This window comes from Limisphaerales bacterium, assembly GCA_014382585.1.
In the GTDB taxonomy this organism is placed as follows: Bacteria; Verrucomicrobiota; Verrucomicrobiia; order Limisphaerales; family UBA1100; genus JACNJL01.
Genome location: JACNJL010000036.1, coordinates 37,307 through 55,572 on the forward strand (window position 1 = coordinate 37,307; position 18,266 = coordinate 55,572).

The 18,266-nt window shown below is 52.0% G+C and carries 17 protein-coding genes; 12 read left to right on the forward strand and 5 right to left on the reverse strand.

The genetic code is table 11. The features are described from left to right. Nucleotides 1-15: 15 nt before the first annotated feature. A complete protein-coding gene (locus H8E27_06730) occupies nucleotides 16-984 on the reverse strand; it encodes a rhomboid family intramembrane serine protease (GenBank protein ID MBC8325305.1) in 969 nt (322 codons plus the stop codon). A 570-nt stretch (nucleotides 985-1,554) separates the two neighbouring features. On the opposite strand from H8E27_06730, the gene H8E27_06735 reads away from it, so the two are divergent. The 8 genes from H8E27_06735 (at nucleotide 1,555) to H8E27_06770 (ending at nucleotide 8,402) form a co-directional block, all read left to right on the forward strand. After that, on the forward strand, nucleotides 1,555-2,613 hold the full coding sequence (locus H8E27_06735; protein MBC8325306.1) for a hypothetical protein: 1,059 nt from the start codon (nucleotides 1,555-1,557) through the stop codon (nucleotides 2,611-2,613). After that, nucleotides 2,610-2,855, forward strand: a complete 246-nt coding sequence (locus tag H8E27_06740) for a hypothetical protein (GenBank protein ID MBC8325307.1) — start codon at nucleotides 2,610-2,612, stop codon at nucleotides 2,853-2,855. The genes H8E27_06735 and H8E27_06740 overlap by 4 nt, the downstream gene beginning before the upstream one ends. Nucleotides 2,856-2,886: 31 nt before the next feature. After that, nucleotides 2,887-3,849 carry a hypothetical protein gene (locus H8E27_06745; protein ID MBC8325308.1) on the forward strand — a complete coding sequence of 321 codons (963 nt, stop codon included), beginning with the start codon at nucleotides 2,887-2,889 and terminating at the stop codon, nucleotides 3,847-3,849. Continuing rightward, nucleotides 3,849-4,526, forward strand: a complete 678-nt coding sequence (locus tag H8E27_06750) for a hypothetical protein (GenBank protein MBC8325309.1) — start codon at nucleotides 3,849-3,851, stop codon at nucleotides 4,524-4,526. The genes H8E27_06745 and H8E27_06750 overlap by 1 nt, the downstream gene beginning before the upstream one ends. Before the next feature lie 164 nt (nucleotides 4,527-4,690). Next, complete coding sequence (locus tag H8E27_06755) at nucleotides 4,691-5,773, forward strand: hypothetical protein (protein MBC8325310.1); 1,083 nt, start codon at nucleotides 4,691-4,693, stop codon at nucleotides 5,771-5,773. A gap of 77 nt (nucleotides 5,774-5,850) precedes the next feature. Then, entirely contained in the window at nucleotides 5,851-6,465 is a 615-nt protein-coding gene (locus H8E27_06760; protein ID MBC8325311.1) for a hypothetical protein, read from the forward strand. 228 nt (nucleotides 6,466-6,693) lie between these two features. Continuing rightward, complete coding sequence (locus H8E27_06765; GenBank protein MBC8325312.1) at nucleotides 6,694-7,764, forward strand: hypothetical protein; 1,071 nt, start codon at nucleotides 6,694-6,696, stop codon at nucleotides 7,762-7,764. Continuing rightward, nucleotides 7,746-8,402: a hypothetical protein gene (locus H8E27_06770; GenBank protein MBC8325313.1), complete on the forward strand. Its 657-nt coding sequence runs from the start codon at nucleotides 7,746-7,748 to the stop codon at nucleotides 8,400-8,402. The genes H8E27_06765 and H8E27_06770 overlap by 19 nt, the downstream gene beginning before the upstream one ends. An 18-nt stretch (nucleotides 8,403-8,420) precedes the next feature. On the opposite strand, the gene H8E27_06775 is transcribed toward H8E27_06770, so the two are convergent. The 3 genes from H8E27_06775 to H8E27_06785 form a co-directional block, all read right to left on the reverse strand. Beyond that, nucleotides 8,421-9,677 (reverse strand): DegT/DnrJ/EryC1/StrS aminotransferase family protein, encoded by a 1,257-nt coding sequence (locus H8E27_06775; GenBank protein MBC8325314.1) that lies wholly within the window; start codon nucleotides 9,675-9,677, stop codon nucleotides 8,421-8,423. 69 nt (nucleotides 9,678-9,746) lie between these two features. Further along, a complete protein-coding gene (locus tag H8E27_06780; GenBank protein ID MBC8325315.1) occupies nucleotides 9,747-10,136 on the reverse strand; it encodes a hypothetical protein in 390 nt (129 codons plus the stop codon). Between the two features lie 226 nt (nucleotides 10,137-10,362). After that, the gene (locus H8E27_06785; protein MBC8325316.1) at nucleotides 10,363-11,088 is read right to left on the reverse strand and encodes an SDR family oxidoreductase; all 726 of its coding nucleotides are present in this window, start codon (nucleotides 11,086-11,088) and stop codon (nucleotides 10,363-10,365) included. A gap of 66 nt (nucleotides 11,089-11,154) precedes the next feature. On the opposite strand from H8E27_06785, the gene H8E27_06790 reads away from it, so the two are divergent. Beyond that, entirely contained in the window at nucleotides 11,155-12,186 is a 1,032-nt protein-coding gene (locus H8E27_06790) for a hypothetical protein (protein ID MBC8325317.1), read from the forward strand. On the opposite strand, the gene uxaC is transcribed toward H8E27_06790, so the two are convergent. Beyond that, nucleotides 12,183-13,589: a glucuronate isomerase gene (gene uxaC, locus H8E27_06795; protein MBC8325318.1), complete on the reverse strand. Its 1,407-nt coding sequence runs from the start codon at nucleotides 13,587-13,589 to the stop codon at nucleotides 12,183-12,185. The two genes, H8E27_06790 and uxaC, sit on opposite strands and share 4 nt — an antisense overlap. Nucleotides 13,590-13,684: 95 nt before the next feature. Here uxaC and H8E27_06800 point away from each other — a divergent pair, with 95 nt between their 5' ends. Genes H8E27_06800 through H8E27_06810 form a run of 3 tightly spaced genes read left to right on the forward strand, consistent with a single transcriptional unit; the run spans nucleotide 13,685 to nucleotide 18,225 of the window. Further along, complete coding sequence (locus H8E27_06800; protein MBC8325319.1) at nucleotides 13,685-15,427, forward strand: dihydroxy-acid dehydratase; 1,743 nt, start codon at nucleotides 13,685-13,687, stop codon at nucleotides 15,425-15,427. After that, nucleotides 15,427-16,338, forward strand: coding sequence for a dihydrodipicolinate synthase family protein (locus H8E27_06805; protein ID MBC8325320.1), 912 nt, complete (start codon nucleotides 15,427-15,429; stop codon nucleotides 16,336-16,338). Before H8E27_06800 ends, H8E27_06805 begins: the two co-directional genes overlap by 1 nt. Nucleotides 16,339-16,392: 54 nt before the next feature. Beyond that, nucleotides 16,393-18,225, forward strand: coding sequence for an arylsulfatase (locus tag H8E27_06810; GenBank protein MBC8325321.1), 1,833 nt, complete (start codon nucleotides 16,393-16,395; stop codon nucleotides 18,223-18,225). The last annotated feature ends 41 nt before the right edge of the window (nucleotides 18,226-18,266 follow it).

The window sequence follows — 18,266 nt, forward strand, 5'->3', positions numbered from 1 at the left end:
ACTCGACCTCTCCCTTCATCGCATCGCCCGTTGAGCCGCGAGCCAGCCGGCGGCGACTCCAACCACGAGCCCCAGCGTGTGGGCGGTGTTGGCGATGGGGCCGACGAGGCCGGTGAAGCAAACGGCAAACCAAATGAGCAGCATCATGATGGTGCCTTGATCCAGTTGTAGGCCGAAGCCGGGATCGCGGTTGCCGCGAATCCAAAGGTATCCGAAGAGCGCGTAATTGACACCGGACATGCCGCCGAAATTGGGGCCGGAAAGCAGATATTGGCCGAGGTTGGAAAGAACGGCCGCTAACAAAATGAACCCCAGAAATCGTCCTGTCCCGAGTTTGCCTTCCATGCCGCCACCTAAAAAATATAGCCAGTACAGGTTGAAAATAAAATGCATCCAGCCGAAGTGCAAAAGAATGGGCGTCACCAGCCGCCATACTTGGCCTTGGCCCACGACTTTTTCTTCTTTGGAGAGTTGCACTTTTTGGCCGGTGATCTCGGGCAGGAATATTTCTTTCAACCGGTATTGCAATTGCTGGCCGCCGGTCATTTTGCTTTTGGTTTCTAAAGTGAGATCAATGCCGGAAATGTGCAGGTGGGAAAGATCTTTTTCCGCCACCGCCAACATTTGGACAATGAAGCAGAGGCCGATTAGGAGAAACGTAAAATACGGAGTGCCCGATGTGCTTTGCCCGAACACCTGCGTGCGCACATCCACTTGGCGCTTGGCGGCGCGCGCGTTTTGTTCGGCTTCCTTTTTGCGTAAAGTTGCCGCTTGACGCGCGCCTTTGGCAAACTCGCTGGCGGAGGGGTTGGCGCGGAAGGCGTTCAGCTCAGCTGCGGCCTCGGCGAGTTGGTCGTCGTCGTGAATCCACAGCGTCCATTCACCGTCATCCTCATCCACGTCATTGCCGATGCCCTTAGCGTACAGGTAATCGCCCAGCCGTCGGGCGTCCTGTTCATTTGAAAATTCACCAATCTCGCGCATCGCCGCGGATTGAAAACGAAATGCGGCCCGGAGTCAGGCTTTTTTGGAAACGCACCCCTAGGATCCTCCGCGTGCCACGCTTTCATCGTGATGTGTTCATTTGCCAAACCAGTTCCGCCAATGAGTTTCAGGTTGGATTGAAACGAGGCCAAATTCACGACCGAAAACTTCCCCCAAGGAAGTAGTTTTATAAACGTAAAACAGCAGAAACGCCGAGAAGAATTCAGGCAATTAATTGTGAATAACTTGTGAATAGTTTGTGTGTAACTTTTTAAGGGGGGGGGGCTTGACTCAATTCAGCCCTTTAGATATATTTATTTCAACACAACTCAGAGTGTCCAAACAATAACAGTGCATTGAGGATTACCTCGTCCTTGACGCAGTAAAAAAGCGAGTTTTCTGTCCCGAACAGGGCGGTGAATCTGGTATGGATATGATGAAGAGAGCAATCGTAAAAAGATTGGCTGATGTGTTTTCGGGAAATTCAATTCCATTCTGTCCCCACTTTTCTCGGGAGGGAAAATCCCACGAGTTAACCGTGAAGTTTCCATCATGATTACTTTGGGGAAAATGAAGTTATCCGGGCTAATGTTGGTCGTTGGAGCGATCTCGTTTGCAGTTGGGTTCACTTACCACAACCCCGGCGATCCAGCGAACCGCGAAAACTCAAAACGCGAAGAATCGTCCGTTGTGGAATTACGCCAACAATTAAACAAAGCCAATGCACGCGCCAACTGCGTGGAGGTCACCGAAATTCAAACGGAAGTCCGCGTCATTCGCCCCGTCGGCGTGATTACCAATCCCATTGATATCATCGATGCCCTCATCGCCATCGAGAAAAATACCCCCCCTTTAACCAACAAACGCATCATCATTCATCACTTCCAATCCCTCCGCGATCAGGGCGATGCAGCGTTGGTCCCCATCGAAGCCTTTCTCAAGCGCAACGTGGATCGCGAGTATTATATGGAGATGGGCACCTGGCGTAAGCATCTCTACAACGTCAGTGCCAGCAGCGTTTTGGTAAGACCCATAGACCCCGAGCCCGCTTTGTGCCCGCGCACCCTGCGGCTGGGCCTCATCGATGTGCTCGCGCAGCACGGGGAACAAAAGGCCGAAACCATTCTAGCAGCAACATTAAGAACCACCGCCTCCGGCGCAGAACTAGCCGTGATCGCACAGCACCTCGAAAAATTGGCCCCCGGTCAATACACCCAAATGGCTTTGGAAAATGCCGCGACATTATTGCTCAAATTACCTCACATCGCCGAGCCCAACCGGTTTGATGATTTATCCCGCAACTTTCTCGTGGGATTACTCCTCAAACACAAAGATCAAACCTACCTCATCCACGCCCGCAAAAACCTCTTTGATGCCAATGACCGACTCGACACCCTGCACCTCAACTACATCAACGCCCTCCAACACGAAGCCTGCATCCCCCTGCTGCGCGAACTTTATAACAACTACGACCTCAATAGAGCCGACCGAGGCGTAGCCCGCGATCTTGCCCTGCGCCAATACCTTGGGGTGGATAACGATGTAACCCGAGATTTCCTCACTCACATTCAGGCGTGCTGCAATGTATATCCCGCAGGGAAGCGGGGGATCTCTTGCGTATGTCTATGAGCAACAAAATTAGCTACCTCATCGATCTCGTGGCCCAGCCACCCACGGGTACGGGTTGGGATGAGCACACCCTGTATCAACGCGCCAAAGTAGGCGCCCATGTAATTCGCCGCCTCAAAGATCCTCATTTCAAAGAACGCATGGAAAAACGCCGCGAAGCAGTCATCATCAAGTTAATCAAAATGAAAAAAATAAAAGAAATGCGGGAAGCAATCGAGAAACAAAGAAAGAGCAAAGACTGAAATAATCCGCCAATCCAACCAACCAAAAAAAATGAAAACACAAAAACTCATCCCAACGATGATGGCCCTAACTGCGGCCATACTCATAGGCTATGCCCCCACAACCACGGCTGATGAAGCAGACCACCGTGAATCCGGCGAAGCACTTCTGATTTTAGTGCCACTCGAACCCGAAGCCAACGACGAGGAAATCGCTTCCTTCGATGTGGGTACAGAAACCGGAGAATCCGAATGGCAGGATTATCTGGCCAGTACAGGAATGGAGGAAGCCGACCTCAAGGAACTGGAATCAGCAGGTTATACCGGAACTGAAGGTGAATATCTCAATGAGTTGCCAGGAATCGAAGAAGGATTTGAGTACGGACTCGAAAAAAAAGAGATATTTCCAGATGAAGGTGATGGTCAGGGTTTGAGTTTCCCAGATGAAATCGTTCTTAATGAAGGTAAAGAAGATGACAAAAAGGACTTACTGAAACTCTTTTCAGTTGAAGAGATCGCGTATATTTTTGCTGAACCCTTTAGCATTAATCGAGTGATTATACCAGGTGAACGAGCAAAATGGGAAATAGTGCTCCCGTTTTTGGTGCACTTTGAATATGGGAAAAAGTGGGAGGATGTGGCCGGAGATGTTTTCTATGAACAGTTAGTCAATATGAAATTGATAACAAACGGAATTGAGGTGCTAAATGACGATTATTTCATGGTCCCAATGAAGGGCGTAATTGATCAATACAGCAAAGAACCATTGCATGTATCACTAAAGGGTGAGGTTTCAAGTGGTCCAGTTATTTTTGACGGCAATAAAATTAATTACCAGATACAATTTGGGTCAGATGTAACTGTGCGCAGCATGGATGAGGTTATATTTTCATCCAGAGGTGATTATTCAGCATGGGTTGCTGGTGTTGTGTTTGATGTTGACAGCCTTAGGGCAGAGCCAGGTTTATTTCAAGAAATAAAACCAAGGATCGTTAGATTGGATATAGAGAATTAATGGAAGTTTTAATCGATATGAAAATATTAATAATAATCGTTTCCTTGATATCCATTAGTCACATTGGGTGTCAATCTGTAGGAGTAGATCATCCTCATTCAAAGGCGCAAACAATAATCAAGTTGTATCGATTGGGTTGCAAATTTACCTATCACTCAAACTCGCCAATTTCAGGCAGGCAGCCTTCAGTGTATGAGGTGGAAGGGGAGCCGTATGGAGAAATTCGGTTTTCAAAGTATATAGATGAAAACCAGATGGATTTGAATTATAAAATATCAGTACCCGCATCTCAAATGCAGATTGTATTAAATGCCCCTTTAATTGCGCTTACAGCTGGGCACGATGTGGCCACTACGTTTCCTGTAAATAAATGGGCGAAGTTCAATCAGTTGAAGCGATTGACTATTCATGGGAAAGGTTGGAGTGATCGCTCTATTCTTGAAATTAAATCATCATTTGGGAGGCATATTAAAGAACTTTGTTTGATTAGGTGCACCCAAGTTACAGAGGGCGCCTTAAGGGAAATCGTTATGATGAATTCGCTTGAAAAGGTAATGTTCTTTCGCTGTAGGCTCTCAGAACAGTCCGTCCGTTTATTGCAGGTGAAACGCCCCGATTTGAAAGTATATTATTCAAATGCAAAATTTCCTCCGGAAGAATTGAAAGGGGTCGAATAATGTCTGGAATCGTAAGCTAAGAAACTTCGTGTTTTCCGAATGTGGAAAAATGTGAGTCGGACAGATTCATATAAAGAAAACTGAAGAAATGCGGGAAGCAATCGAGAAACAAAGAAAGAGCAGAGACTGAAATAATCCGCCAATCCAACCAACCAACCAAAAAAATGAAAACACAAAAACTCATCCCAACGATGATGGCCCTAACTGCGGCCATACTCATAGGCTATGCCCCCACAACCACGGCTGATGAAGCAGACCACCGTGAATCCGGCGAAGCACTTCTGATTTTAGTGCCACTCGAACCCGAAGCCAACGACGAGGAAATCGCTTCCTACGATGTGGATACAGAAACTGGAGAATCCGAGCGGCAGGAATATCTGGCCAATACAGGGATGGAGGAAGCCGACCTTGAAACACCAGATTCAACTGATAATACCGGAACTGAAGGTGAATACCCCAAAGAGTTGCCGGGAATCGAGAAAAGCTTTGAGTACGGATTCGAAATCGGAGAAACGATTCCAAATAAAGGCGATGATCAAGATTCAGATTTTCCAGAAACTGGCGAATGGGAAGTGGCGGATAATGTAAAGCTGCCAGTGAATTGGGGTAATTGCGGGGCGTTTTTGGTCAGTGGAATTAATCAAAACAACAAGGAGTTTTTGGATCGACTGTTCATTGATGTTAACCTTAACGAGAAAAAACTTGTGAAATTAGCAATTCAATATTTTTCTGATGAGAAAAAGTATGAAAAGTATGGGTTTCCATTCAAGAATTTGCACTCTTTAGGTGAGAATTATTTATCGAACGAAAGATTTCCTGAAGTGGGCGGAGTGAATTTGAAGAGGGGAGATGTTATTCTTGGGGTGAACATTTCTGCATTGGTAACATATGTGCATATTGTAGGCGGCAAACTGTTTGCGGCGAAACATTCTGCTAAAGGCAAACTGAAAAAGTTAAATCTAGGGCCTAAAATTTCAATCGAAGAGTACGTAGGCAAACTAATCAAAAAGAAGGGGAAATGCCAGTTTGCAATCGTGGAAGTTCTTGTTGTGGAGCACATTGGAAACATACATGATCCTGAGAGCGCAAAGCCTGAGGTTATTTATGATGGGAGTATATACAGGGATTTATTTGTTGTCGGGCGTGTTGACGCGATCGGAATATTAAAGACCAGAATCAGGGCAGACGCAACCATAGATGTCAAAGCGGGCCCAAAATTTTCATCAATTGAGTTCAAACTTCCGTAGGGAGGGCAATTATGACAATGAAATTGTGCTTAATTATATGTTGCCTCCTCATGTTATGTGGGGGGGGTGGTTGTGTAGTGGCGCCAAAAGATGAACTTGCGGAATTCCCTGGATTTTTGGCGAAAATACTAAACGAATCCCCGCTTGATCATGATGCAATCGGTGAAATTATGTCACGTGATTTTGTAAGAATGGGAGGCAGGCGAGTGGGAAGAATTGGTGGCGAGGTTTTTGCTTATGAATTCAAAAATTGTGTTGTGTTTGGTACGCTTGGAAGTTGTGCTGGGGTATTCAGCAAAAAAGAAATTAATCAGGTCATCCAAGAATTCGATAATTACAGGAACCACTTGATCGGAATATTAAAAACTTCACCATGGCACGCTCTTAAGATTGCAGAGGCAGAATATGAATGGGAAAAGGAGATTATCGCCGATTGCCCTCCTCGCCCAGATAGTAAATATTTACTAGATATAGTTTGTCAAAGAGATCCACCGGGCACTTATCTTCGTTCCGAATCAATTCTTCTGGTGGTTGGTGGCAATCAATTGTGCGCTATTTCAGCACGGCTTAAACCAAATATATCCGTGCCGCCAAAAGTGAAGCGTGAGGATTTGTTAAGAGGTGGGAAATATGCTGTCTGGAGTGATCAGGGTACTAAATATCCCGAGGCCGCTCGCCCAAGTCGGCGGTGAAGGGAATGAAGAACGGCAACAGTATGGCGGGCCTCATTTTGGCAGTCGCTCCTATGAGTTGCCGGCATGGCTAGGCTCGTATTTGCAAACGTATGGAAAAACGCCGCGAAGCAGTCATCATCAAGTTAATCAAAATGAAAAAAACAAGAGAAATGCGGGAAGCAATCGAGAAACAAAGAAAGAGCAAAGACTGAAATAATCCACCAATCCAACCAACCAACCAAAAAAATGAAAACACAAAAACTCATCCCGCCGATGATGGCCCTAACCGCAGCCATACTCATAGGCTATGCCCCCACAACCACGGCTGACGAAGCAGACCACCCCGAACCCGGCGAAGCACTTCTGATTTTAGTACCACTCGAACCCGAAGCCAACGACGAAGAAATCGCTTTCTACGATGTGGATACAGAAACCGGAGAATCCGAATGGCAGAAATATCTGGCCAGTACAGGAATGGAGGAAGCCGACCTCAAGGAACTGGAATTAGCAGGATATACCGGAACTGAAGGTGAATACCCCAAAGAGTTGCCAGAAAACCCGGAAGGATTCGAGTACGGATTTGAAATCGGAGAAACGATTCCAAATAAAGGCAATGATCAAGATTCAGATTTTCCAGAAACTGGCGAACGGGAAGTGGCGGATAAACCTGTTCAAAAACAAATCTGCAAGGTTGGTGGGTATCAATTGTTATATGAGGGAACCATCGCTGATGGCAATGCTAAATTTTTAGATAAAGAAGGCCCGATATCTAAACTAGCAAAAGATTCAATGGTTTATTTAAATGACAAATATGCAAAACAAAAAATGACTTTCAAGCCTTTTGTAAATATGGGAAAGCAAGAAGCATTTAACCTTAAATTCAAGGATAAGGGCGGGAAAGAGTGGAAAGCTGGGTCCCTAAAAACGGTCGCATTTTACGTAGGAATTGTAGTTCAATTTTCCGGTGAATGCGATTTTTACTCGAGTGAGACATTTTCCACAGCGCATTTAGTTGCAGGAAAACGGGTAAACGAAAAAGTCGTAAAAAATGAATTGAGAAAAGTCGAAGACGGAGGGATCTGGACTGTGTCAACATTAAGGAATCCGAAAGCAGGATTTACCGGTGCAATGATTGTTGCCGATGCGGCAACTGTACATTCTGCAATTGGAATAAGTGGGAGTGAGAATGAAATAAAGCACAATATTTATTCGTATAAAACAGGCACGAAAATCCCTGTTGGTTTAATCACGCTTTGGCATAAATATACAATTGATGCAAACGGGAAATTTTCTTGGAAATGGGGGAAGAAGAAATGAAGTTTTCATTTTTGCTTTTATTATCGATTGGTTGCGCTGTGCAGGATAGGGCGGTCTCTAACGGAGCAGTTGGCCACCCATTCTCTCCCGCAATAGCAAATCTTAAAATTGGCATGACTTGGTCTCAAGCTAATCTCTACTTGCCTGATTTTACATCGGCAAGTTCTACACTTGTTTTAACGAGGCGTGAAGTAATATTCTCCACAGCCGAAGAGAAGTTGATTGTTCAATTTGGGCCACACGTTGACGGTGAATCCCCCCTAATAGATTGGCGTGTAATTAGTAATAAATTGGAATCGGAATTAACCTTTCCAAAGGATCCAGTATTCGAGCCAACGGGTTTGAGGCGGATTCAAACTGACAACGGAGCTGTCCTTTATCAAGGAATTGGTTTTAAGAAATTTAGCCCTGAAATTTCAGATGGATGGGACTTTCTTATCGAAATGAGGACGTATTCATTCTGGGAAAATATGAGCGGTTTGCAAGTTGGCGATCTTCATAACTTCGTATACAATCCTAGGAATTATCTAAAAGTAGCTAAGTGGTTGAAAAAGAAGGACAGGAACGAGAAGGCTGCGGTGGCGTTTTTGAAGGTGAACGTTCCTCGTCTGATGGAAAAAGGGCGAGTTATCCGTTGAGGGTTTTTATGGGAGGTTCTATTCCGCAAGAATCGCCGACTCCAGTTCGGGTTCCTCGGCTGGCAGCACTCCGAGGGATTGCGTGGCGTGGGCGTGTTGGCGGAGGGTGGCGGCGAGGCGATCGAGGGCTTCGTTGGGGATGCCGGCGTAGACGGGGACGTACACGGTGCCGTCCATAAAATCTTCGCAATCGACTGCCGCGCCGTCTTCGCCTTCCATCGCGCAGAGTTGGGATGAGGATGCGGTGGCGTCAAAGCCTTGGGCGCGCAGGTCGGTTACTAATTCGGTTTTGTTCTCGGTGAAAACTGGAAAGAGCCACCACGTGTTGTGCGGGTTAGCGTGGCCGGCGCAGCGGAGCGGAGTGGGTAGCTGATGGTTCACTCGCTGGCCGGCTTGTCGACGGGCGGTGAGGCGGGCACGCGGGCATTGGCGCAGTCGCCGCCGCAAGAGTGCCAGCTGGGGCAGGGCGGGTTGGCGGCGCAGGAGGGGGATGAGGTCGCCCATAAATCCGCGCACGGCATTGACCACGAGCAAATCATAATCCACCCCAAACATTTTGCAGGCTTGGGTGAAGGCAGTGTAAATCCAGTTGAGGCCAAGCGTTTTGAGCGCGGCAAATTTCAGGGCGCGTTTGAAAAAATACGCGCGGCGTTGCGCGGGGTAATCGGCCATCATCGCGCGCATCCGTTCGCGCACAGCGGCATCGCGCACGCGGGCCATCGCGCCGCCGAGTGCGCTGGCGGTTTTGATGGCGCCGAAGCTGAAGAGGCTGAGATCGCTGCGGGCATCGCCGCGATAGCCTTCGCATCCATCAAACGCTTGCGCGCAATCTTCCGCCACCAAAATTTCCGGATGTTGGCCGGTGATTTCAAAAACCGGATCCAAATCCATGCGCGAGCCGAAGAGGTGAGCGACGAGTACTAGTCGCGTGCGCGGGGTGATGGCGTCCTCCAATTCGTCGGCGAGGATTTCCATCGTGGCAAGGTCCACATCCACCGGAATCATTTGCAGCCCGTGATGCTCGAGGATGCGCGCCATATCGGGAATGTTGATGCCGCTAACAATGACCTCGCTGCCGCGCGGAAGATTTTGAGTGGACAGCCAGCAATCGAAGGCGGTGCGAACAGAAAGCGCGGTGACCGCATCGCCATCATCAGACCAAAGCCGCGTGAGCTCCGTCTCAAGGCGTCGTCGACTCAAGCTCGGCCAAAGGCAGTAGCCCAAGGCCGCAGCCAAGTCGCGGTAACCGATGTCGATCTGTTTGCGGGCAAACATTAAAAACCTGCCGGCCAGCGCGGAGCCGTTGTGGATAAGTAGCAGAACAACTGTCGGAAAGCCATCTTTTTATGGATAGTTTAGGGGAGTGGTTTTTTTACTCTCACCAATCGCTCGGCCCCAACTTCCACCGCGTAATTCAAATGGCAACGTGACGGTTGCGGCAGCCCAATCCGCAAGATGAGTAATTGGCTTTGAGATATCGCGGCGTGTTTGGCGGGCGGTCTTGCGGTTTTCGTAGCGTTGCGCCTCTTTTGTCACGGCCGCTTTGCCTTCGGTGGATAATCGATAAATCACCCGGCCATTTTCACGCGTCTCAATATAGTGCGACCGTTTGAAAGAGGTGGTTTGGCGCTCCACCCGTTTGCCGACAAATGTTTCTTCCGAAATGATGGTGCAACCCGTGCCGCCCAACAGGATGAGGCTGGTGGCGGATAGGATGATCAGCTTTGCTTTCATGCCCTCAAGGTAGCCCCGAATGGCGATTGGGCGTTAATTGATAAAACCAATGCAACTATCGATTGAATCAATGGCGCGTTTGATGATTCACCACAGAGGCACAGAGGGCACTGAGAATGAATGGTAGGGCGGTTTCTCCGAAACCGCCGCGGCGCGCTCGGAGAGCACGCCCTACCTCGCTGTGATAAAAAAGAATTGGGACGAGGCGGAACTCGTCCCTCCCGCGCTACACAAACAATTGCGATGCGGGCTTGATGGTGAGTTCCGGCACGTGGGCGCGGGCGGGGAGCTTGGCGACGGCGAGGACCATTTGGGCGACGTCGGTGGCTTTCAAAATCGTGGCGCGATGCTCGGCGTTGGGTGGCACGGGGCGGTCATCGAGGATGGGCGTATCCACTTCGCCGGGACAAATGGTGGTGATGCGGATGTTGTTTTCCAGTTCATCGCCCGAGGCGGATGTGCCCAGCGCGTTCATGGCGAATTTGCTGGCGTTGTAACCCACGCCGCCGAGGTGACTCGCGCGCAAGCCGGCGATGGACGAGATATTGATGATTAATCCCGCCTTGTGCGGTCGCATCAGCGGTAGGCCGAAGTGCATGCAGTTGAACGCGCCGGTGGCATTGATGCGGATGAGCTTGTCCCAGTCTCCCGGTGACAGCTCGCTCATCGAGCGCTTGGGGACATTGACGCCGGCGCTGTTTACCAGCAAATGCAGCCGATCAAATTTGCCCGCGAACCATTCAAATAACTCGCGCACACTTTCGCGGTCGCCCACGTCGGCGGTGTGCGTCAACATTTTGGTGTCCGACTGTGCCGCCACGGCCTCGAGGTTTTCGAGCCGCCGACCGGCGATCACCACGTTCATTCCTTCCGCGGCCAGGGCTAACGCAATCGCCTCGCCCATCCCTGAGCCGCCGCCCAGAACCAGTGCATTTTGTTCTGCCAAACTCATGCGCCAGACGATACCGGTTCAAGCGCGCATTGCCAAGCCCGCCTGCACCTGTGACAATCCGCGCACATGAAAACCATCCTTTCACTTTTGGTCGTACACCTCATCGCGCTGGCTGCCGATGGCGTTGAACCCAAGGTTACCCTGATTTATGGCAGTTGGTATCCCGGTGAGGGCAGGCCGATGACCACCCAGCCGAATCCATTGAAGCAACCTTTCGGTGTTGATTTTGATGCCGAGGGAAATATGTGGATTGTGGAACTCGGTGGCGGGCGCGTGCATCGATTGTCTCCCGGCAATCTCTTCACAACCATCGGCGGCGACGGCAGCAAAAGTTATACGGGCGATGGTGGGCCCGCGAAAAGAGCCACCTTCAACGGCATGCACAACGTTGCCGTGATGCCGAAAGGTGATGTGCTTATCGCTGATTCGTGGAATTTTTGCGTGCGCAAGATTGCTGCCGAGACCGGCCGCATTAGCACTGTGATCGGTACGGGCAAAAAAGGCTTCAGTGGCGATGGCGGTCCGAGCGGCAAAGCGACGTTCACCAACGTGATGTGCATCACCACGAACGCCACGCACGATAAGATTTATATCGCGGACATCGGCAACAAGCGCGTCCGCGTGGCGGATTTGAAAACCGGCAAAGTCAGCACCCTTGCCGGCAACGGCAAGAAGGGTGTGCCCAAGGATGGGGTGGAGGCTGCGAAAGCACCGCTGTTTGATCCCCGTGCTGTTGCGCCAGACTCCAAGGGGAATGTTTACATCCTTGAACGCTCCGGCCATGCCTTACGCGTGGTGCGATCGAATGGGAAAATTTACACCGTTGTGGGTACGGGCAAAAAGGGTAGGAAGGATGGATCAGGCAAACAAGCCACGCTGGGTGCTCCCAAGCATATTTGTGTGGATGATAAGGACAATGTCTATATTGCGGATGAGGCGAATGATCTCATTCGGAAATTTGATCCCAAGACCGGACAAGTCTCAACAGTTTTGGGTCATGGGAAAGTGAAGCTCGATTACCCACACGGGGTGACTTGGGAAAAGGGAAGGCTTTACGTTGTCGACACCGGTCACAACCGCATCTTGCGGATTGATTAATCCGCCACATTCAGGGCCAGATACTCCTTCGCATTCTGGTAGCTGATGCGTTTCACCATGTTGCCCACGAGGTCGTAATCATCGGGCAGCTGGCCGTTGTGCATGAATTTACCAATGAGGCTGCAGAGGGTGCGGCGGAAGTATTCGTGGCGCGGGAAGCTCAGAAAGGATCGGGAGTCGGTGAGCATCCCGATGAAGCGAGAGAGCAGGCCGGTGTTGGCCAGCGCTTTCATTTGCCATTCCATTCCCTCTTGCTGATCGGCGTGCCACCAGCCGCTGCCAAACTGCATTTTGCCGGCGATGCCGCCCTGAAAATTTCCGATCATCGTGGCGAAGGTTAGATTGTCCATCGGATTGTTGTTGTACAAAATCGTTTTGGGCAACGTGTTGTTCTGGTCAAGGCGATCGAGAAACGCGGAGAGCGGCGCGGCTTGTTGCCAGTCGCCGATGGAATCGCAGCCGATGTCGGGGCCGATGGCCTGGAACAGGCGCGTGTTGTTATTACGCAGCGGGCCGATGTGCAATTGCATCGCCCAGCCTTTGGCGGCATAAAATTTGCCGAGATGCTCCATCACGTGCGCGCCGAATTGTTCCTGTTCCTCCGGCGTGGCGGCGGTGCCGGCACGAGTCTGGTCGAAGATTGCCGCGGCCTTTGTGCCGCTGGGAAAATTGGCGTAGGCATAGGGGAAACTATGGTCGCTAAGTCGCGAGCCGATGGCGTGAAAATCTTCCACGCGTTTTTCCAGCGCGGCGAGGAATCCGGCCAGCGTGCTGGTATCGCCATCAGCGGCACCGGCAAGCTTGTCGGCCCACGCATTAAAGCGTTCCGGCTGGTCAACGTTCCATGCTTTATCGGGGCGGAATGTTGGGTAAACTTGGGTGTTGATTCCAAGCGCGGCGATGGCCTTGTGTTGGTTGAGGCTTTCGGTGGGGTCGTCAGTGGTGCATAGCGCGCGCACATCAAACTGCTTTAAAATCCCGTGCACGGACAATTCCGGCTGGGCGAGTTTTGCGTTGGCGGTTTCCCAGATTTCCTCTGCCGTCTCTTCGTTTAACAAAGTATCGATGCCGAAATGCCGGCTCAGCTCCAGATGTGTCCAGTGATAAAGCGGGTTGCCCAGCGTATGCGGAACCGTGCGCGACCACGCGAGAAATTTTTCCTTGGCTGATGCATCGCCGGTGATAACTTCCTCTGCTTCACCATTGGCGCGCATGGCCCGCCATTTATAGTGATCGCCTTCGAGCCACACCTCGCCGAGATTGGCGAACTGCCGGTTGTCGGCTATCTCCGCCGGCGGCAGGTGGTTATGATAATCCAGAATCGGCTCGCCCGCCGCGTACTCGTGGTACAACCGGCGCGCCGCCTCATTGCCCAACAAAAAATCGTCGTGAATAAATGCCATGCGAGCCGGTCGTTTAAAAGAAACAGGCTGGATTTGCGAGGAAAAAGGCCATCGCCTCGGGGAGGGTTATCCGTTACAAACCCGCATCTACTTGCATGAGTGACGAATCTTTAACACAAAAAAATCCGGATAATCTCCGCAGTGCACGGTGGTTTGCGCCGGATAATTTACGGGCGTTTGGGCATCGGTCGCGGGTGAAGGGGATGGGGGTTGCGGATGAGGATTTTCGAGGCAAGCCGGTTGTTGGCATCCTCAATACTTGGAGCGACCTCAACACGTGCCATTCGCATTTGCGCGAGCGTGCCGAGAAAGTGAAGCAGGGAGTGTGGCAGGCGGGCGGGTTCCCGGTGGAGGTGCCGGTGATGTCGCTCAGCGAAACGTTGATGAAGCCCACCACGATGCTTTACCGCAACCTGCTCTCGATGGAAACCGAGGAGGTGCTGCGCTGCCACCCCATCGATGCAGCGGTGCTGATGGGCGGTTGCGACAAGACGACACCGGCTCTGCTAATGGGTGCTATTTCGGCGAACGTCCCTGCATTATTTCTTCCGGCGGGGCCGATGTTGACGGCGCGTTGGGGCAAGGAAACACTCGGAAGCGGGAGCTCGGTCTGGGATTTTTGGGCGGAACGGTGCGCAGGCAATTTTTGTGATGAAGAATGGACGAAGTTCGAAAACGCCATCGGCCGCTCGCCCGGCCATTGCATGACGATGGGCACGGCGTCGACGATGGGGGCCATCGCCGAAAGTCTGGGCTTCACGCTGCCGGGCGCTTCGAGCATTCCGGCGGTGGTCAGCGAACATCATCGGATGTCCACCGCCTGTGGCCGGCGCGCGGTGGAAATGGCGTGGGAAGATTTGAAGCCATCGGACGTGCTCACGCGCGAGTCCTTCGAGAATGCCATCACGGTGGACATGGCCATCGGTGGCTCCACCAACGCTATCGTGCATCTCATCGCGATGGCGGGTCGTGCGGGCATTGATATTTCGTTGGAAGATTTTGACCGCCTCTCGCGCACCACGCCCGTACTCGCCAACATTCGCCCCAACGGCGAGCAGTATTTGATGGAGGATTTTTATAACGCCGGTGGGCTGCGCGCATTGATGGCGCAGCTCGGCGATCAACTCCACGGCGATTGTGTAACGGTCAACGGCGACACGCTCGCCGCGAACATCGCCGACGCGGAGTTGATTGATGATGACGTCATCCGCACGCCGGACAATCCCGTCGCCGTCGAGGGCAGCACCTTTGTGTTGCGTGGCAATCTTGCCCCGCACGGTTGCGTAGTGAAACCCGCCGCCGCCGTCGAATCACTCTTCACCCATTGTGGCCCCGCGCTGGTGTTTGATAATTATCCCGACCTCAAGGCACGCCTCAACGACCCCGACCTCGACGTCACCAAAGACACCGTGCTCGTGCTGCGCAGCGCCGGTCCCGAAGGCGCGCCCGGTTTTCCCGAATGGGGAATGCTGCCCATTCCTGACAAGTTGCTGAAGGAAGGCGTGCGCGACATGGTGCGTCTTTCCGACTCCCGAATGAGCGGCACCAGCTACGGTATGTGCGTGCTGCATCTTTCGCCCGAAAGTCACGTGGGCGGCCCCTTGGCGTTCGTACAAACCGGCGACGAAATCGAGCTCGACGTCCCCAACCGAACAATCCATCTGCACGTGGATGATGCCGAACTCGAAACCCGACGCACCGCATGGAAAAAACCTGAGCCCAAATACGCCCGCGGCTACGGCCAGCTTTACATCAACCACGTTACCCAGGCGCACGAAGGCTGCGATTTTGATTTTTTGCAACACGGCCCGGCAACACCCGAGCCACCGATTTTTTGATGAACACAAACGTCATTACTCCAGAAATGTTAGCCAGCTCGGTCATCGCCGTGCCGCCTTTGGCGCGCGATGCGGACCTGAAAATTTGCGCCACCGAAAATGCGAAGGTGATTCGCCATCTCGAGGCCGGCGGCGTGCGCACGTTGCTCTACGGCGGCAACGCGGTGTTTTACCACATCGCCCTCGCTGAGTTTGCCGATTCGTTGACGATGCTGCGCGATCACGCCGGCGCGGATACAACCGTCATTCCCTCCGTCGGTCCCGCCTTTGGCACGGCGCTCGACCAAGCGGCCGTACTGCGCGAGTTTGATTTCCCCACCGCGATGGTGTTGCCCGCGCGCGATATCGCCACGCCGAAAGGGGTTGCCACCGGCATTCGCAAATTCGCCGAGGCTTATGGCAATCCCATCGTGCTATACATCAAATTCGAAGGCTACCTCGAGCCGGAGCACGCGCGCGCGCTGATGGACGACGGCGTGGTGAGCTGGATTAAATACGCTATCGTCCGCGACGATCCCGCGCACGATGATTATCTCCGTCAACTTGTGGACTGCGTGGATCCGAAACGCATCGTCAGCGGCATTGGCGAGCAACCGGCAATCGTCCACCTCCGCGATTTCGGCGTGCAAGGATTCACCAGCGGCTGCGTGTGCGTCGCGCCAAGCCTCTCAATGAAAATGCTGACCGCACTGAGGGCGGGCGACGACGAAACCGCCGAAACCATCCGCCAAACCTTTGAGCCTCTCGAGGATTTTCGCAATGCCATCCACCCCATCCGTGTCCTTCACGCTGCCGTAGCAGAAGCCGGCATCGCTGACACGGGGCCGATCCTGCCGCTGCTGAACGATGTGAATCGGGATGAACGTGCTAAAATTGCACAAGCGGCAAAAACATTGTTGGCGCACAATTAGTTGGGTTGTTGGCTTCCACCTTGCTCCTCCTGCGTCGTGATGCTTCAATTGCGCATGCACCGTTTTTTTGCCATTGGATATTTGTTCATTGCCTTTGTGGCTTCCGCGAATGACCGGGCACCTAACATTGTGATTATTCTGGCTGATGACATGGGGTACGGCGATGCGCGCTGTTACAATCCAAAGTCCAAGAATCCCACGCATAATATCGACCAGTTGGCACGTGAGGGAATGAGGTTTACTGACGCGCATGCGCCGGCGTCGTTTTGTGTGCCGACTCGATACGGACTGCTCACCGGACGTTATCCGCACCGGATCAAGCTGGATTGGCGCAGCCGGGCGTTGGTCGAGAAAGGGCGATCAACCATTCCCTCGGCATTGCGCGGGCAGGGGTATGCGACGGCGATGGTCGGCAAGTGGCATCTCGGGTTTGATGGCGGGCCGAAATATGATTACGCCAAACCGCTCGTGGGAGGGCCGTTGGACCGCGGGTTTGATTCGTACTTTGGCATCGCACATTCGCTGGACATTGTGCCGTACTATTACATCAGCGGTCGTCAGGCGGTAATGGCACCCACAGGGACCGTTGGTCCCCGCAACACGAAGGGTTGGAGTCCTATCCAAGGAGAGTTTTGGCGTGGCGGCCCGATTGCACCAAACTTTAAACATGAGGAAGTGTTGCCACGATTCACGATGGAGTCAGTGAAATACATTGAGGGACGAAAGGGTAATGAGCAACCGTTCTTTCTGTATGTGGCTTTACCCGCACCACATACCCCGTGGTTGCCCACGAAAAAATTCCAAGGTAAAACGAACAATAGGTATAGTGACTTTGTGGCAATGGTGGACGACACCGTGGGCCAAATCCTCGGCGCCATCGACCGTTCAAAACTCGCGAAAAATACACTCGTCATTTTCACCAGCGACAACGGCCCCGTGTGGTATCCCGCCGATACCAAACGCTTTGACCACAGCGCTGTCACGCCTTTACGCGGGATGAAGGCCGACGCGTGGGAGGCGGGCCATCGGATGCCGTTCATCGTTCGCTGGCCAGGCAAGGTGAAGGCCAACTCGACAAGTGATGCACTGATTTGCCAGACGGATTTGATGGCGACCTTGGCCGCACTTACCGGACGCAAATTGGCCGATGACGAGGGGGAGGATAGCGAAAATTTCCTGCCGGTATTGGTGGGGCAACGGGAAACCGCACGGCAACAGCTCATCACCGGCACGAAGCCAACGCATATGGCTGTACGTCAGGGTCAGTATAAATACATCCCTTCACTCGGATCCGGTGGTTTTTCCAAACCGAGCCGTGTGCAACCGGAGCCGAAGGGGCCGCGCGGCCAACTCTACAATTTGGCCAGGGACATTGGCGAAACACGGAATCTATGGCTCGATGAACCGAGGCTGGTTGAATCCTTTGAAAAGCAAATCATAAAACAAAAAACATCAGGCCGAACGCGTCCGCCCATGAAGCTTTTTGGTAAACTGATCTCTGAGTCAGCGCAAATTACCACTCACCGACTCAACGCTGAACCTAATGATAAACGATTCCTCTATTATACCGTCAGTCGGGATGGCCGCACGCTCAGAGGTAAAGCCACAAGTCGCCTGCGCAGCTTGTTGATGGCCACTGCGGACTCGACCACTCGCCATGACGAAAAATCACACTTTGACCCGGGCGTCCTGTTGCGCTTTCGCCACGGTGACCACACGGCGCAGGTTGCAATTTGTTTTATATGCAACAAGTGGGCGCTATACCTCAATGGCGAGACGGTCAGTTACACGTCGCTAGCCGATGATCGCGCAGCGGTTTTGGCGGAAGTAAAGATGATGTTTCCCAATGATCAAATCATCCAAGGCATCCCGGAGAAATTACAATGAAACCCTTCCTGTTTCTAATACTTACGAGCCTGTCCTTGATT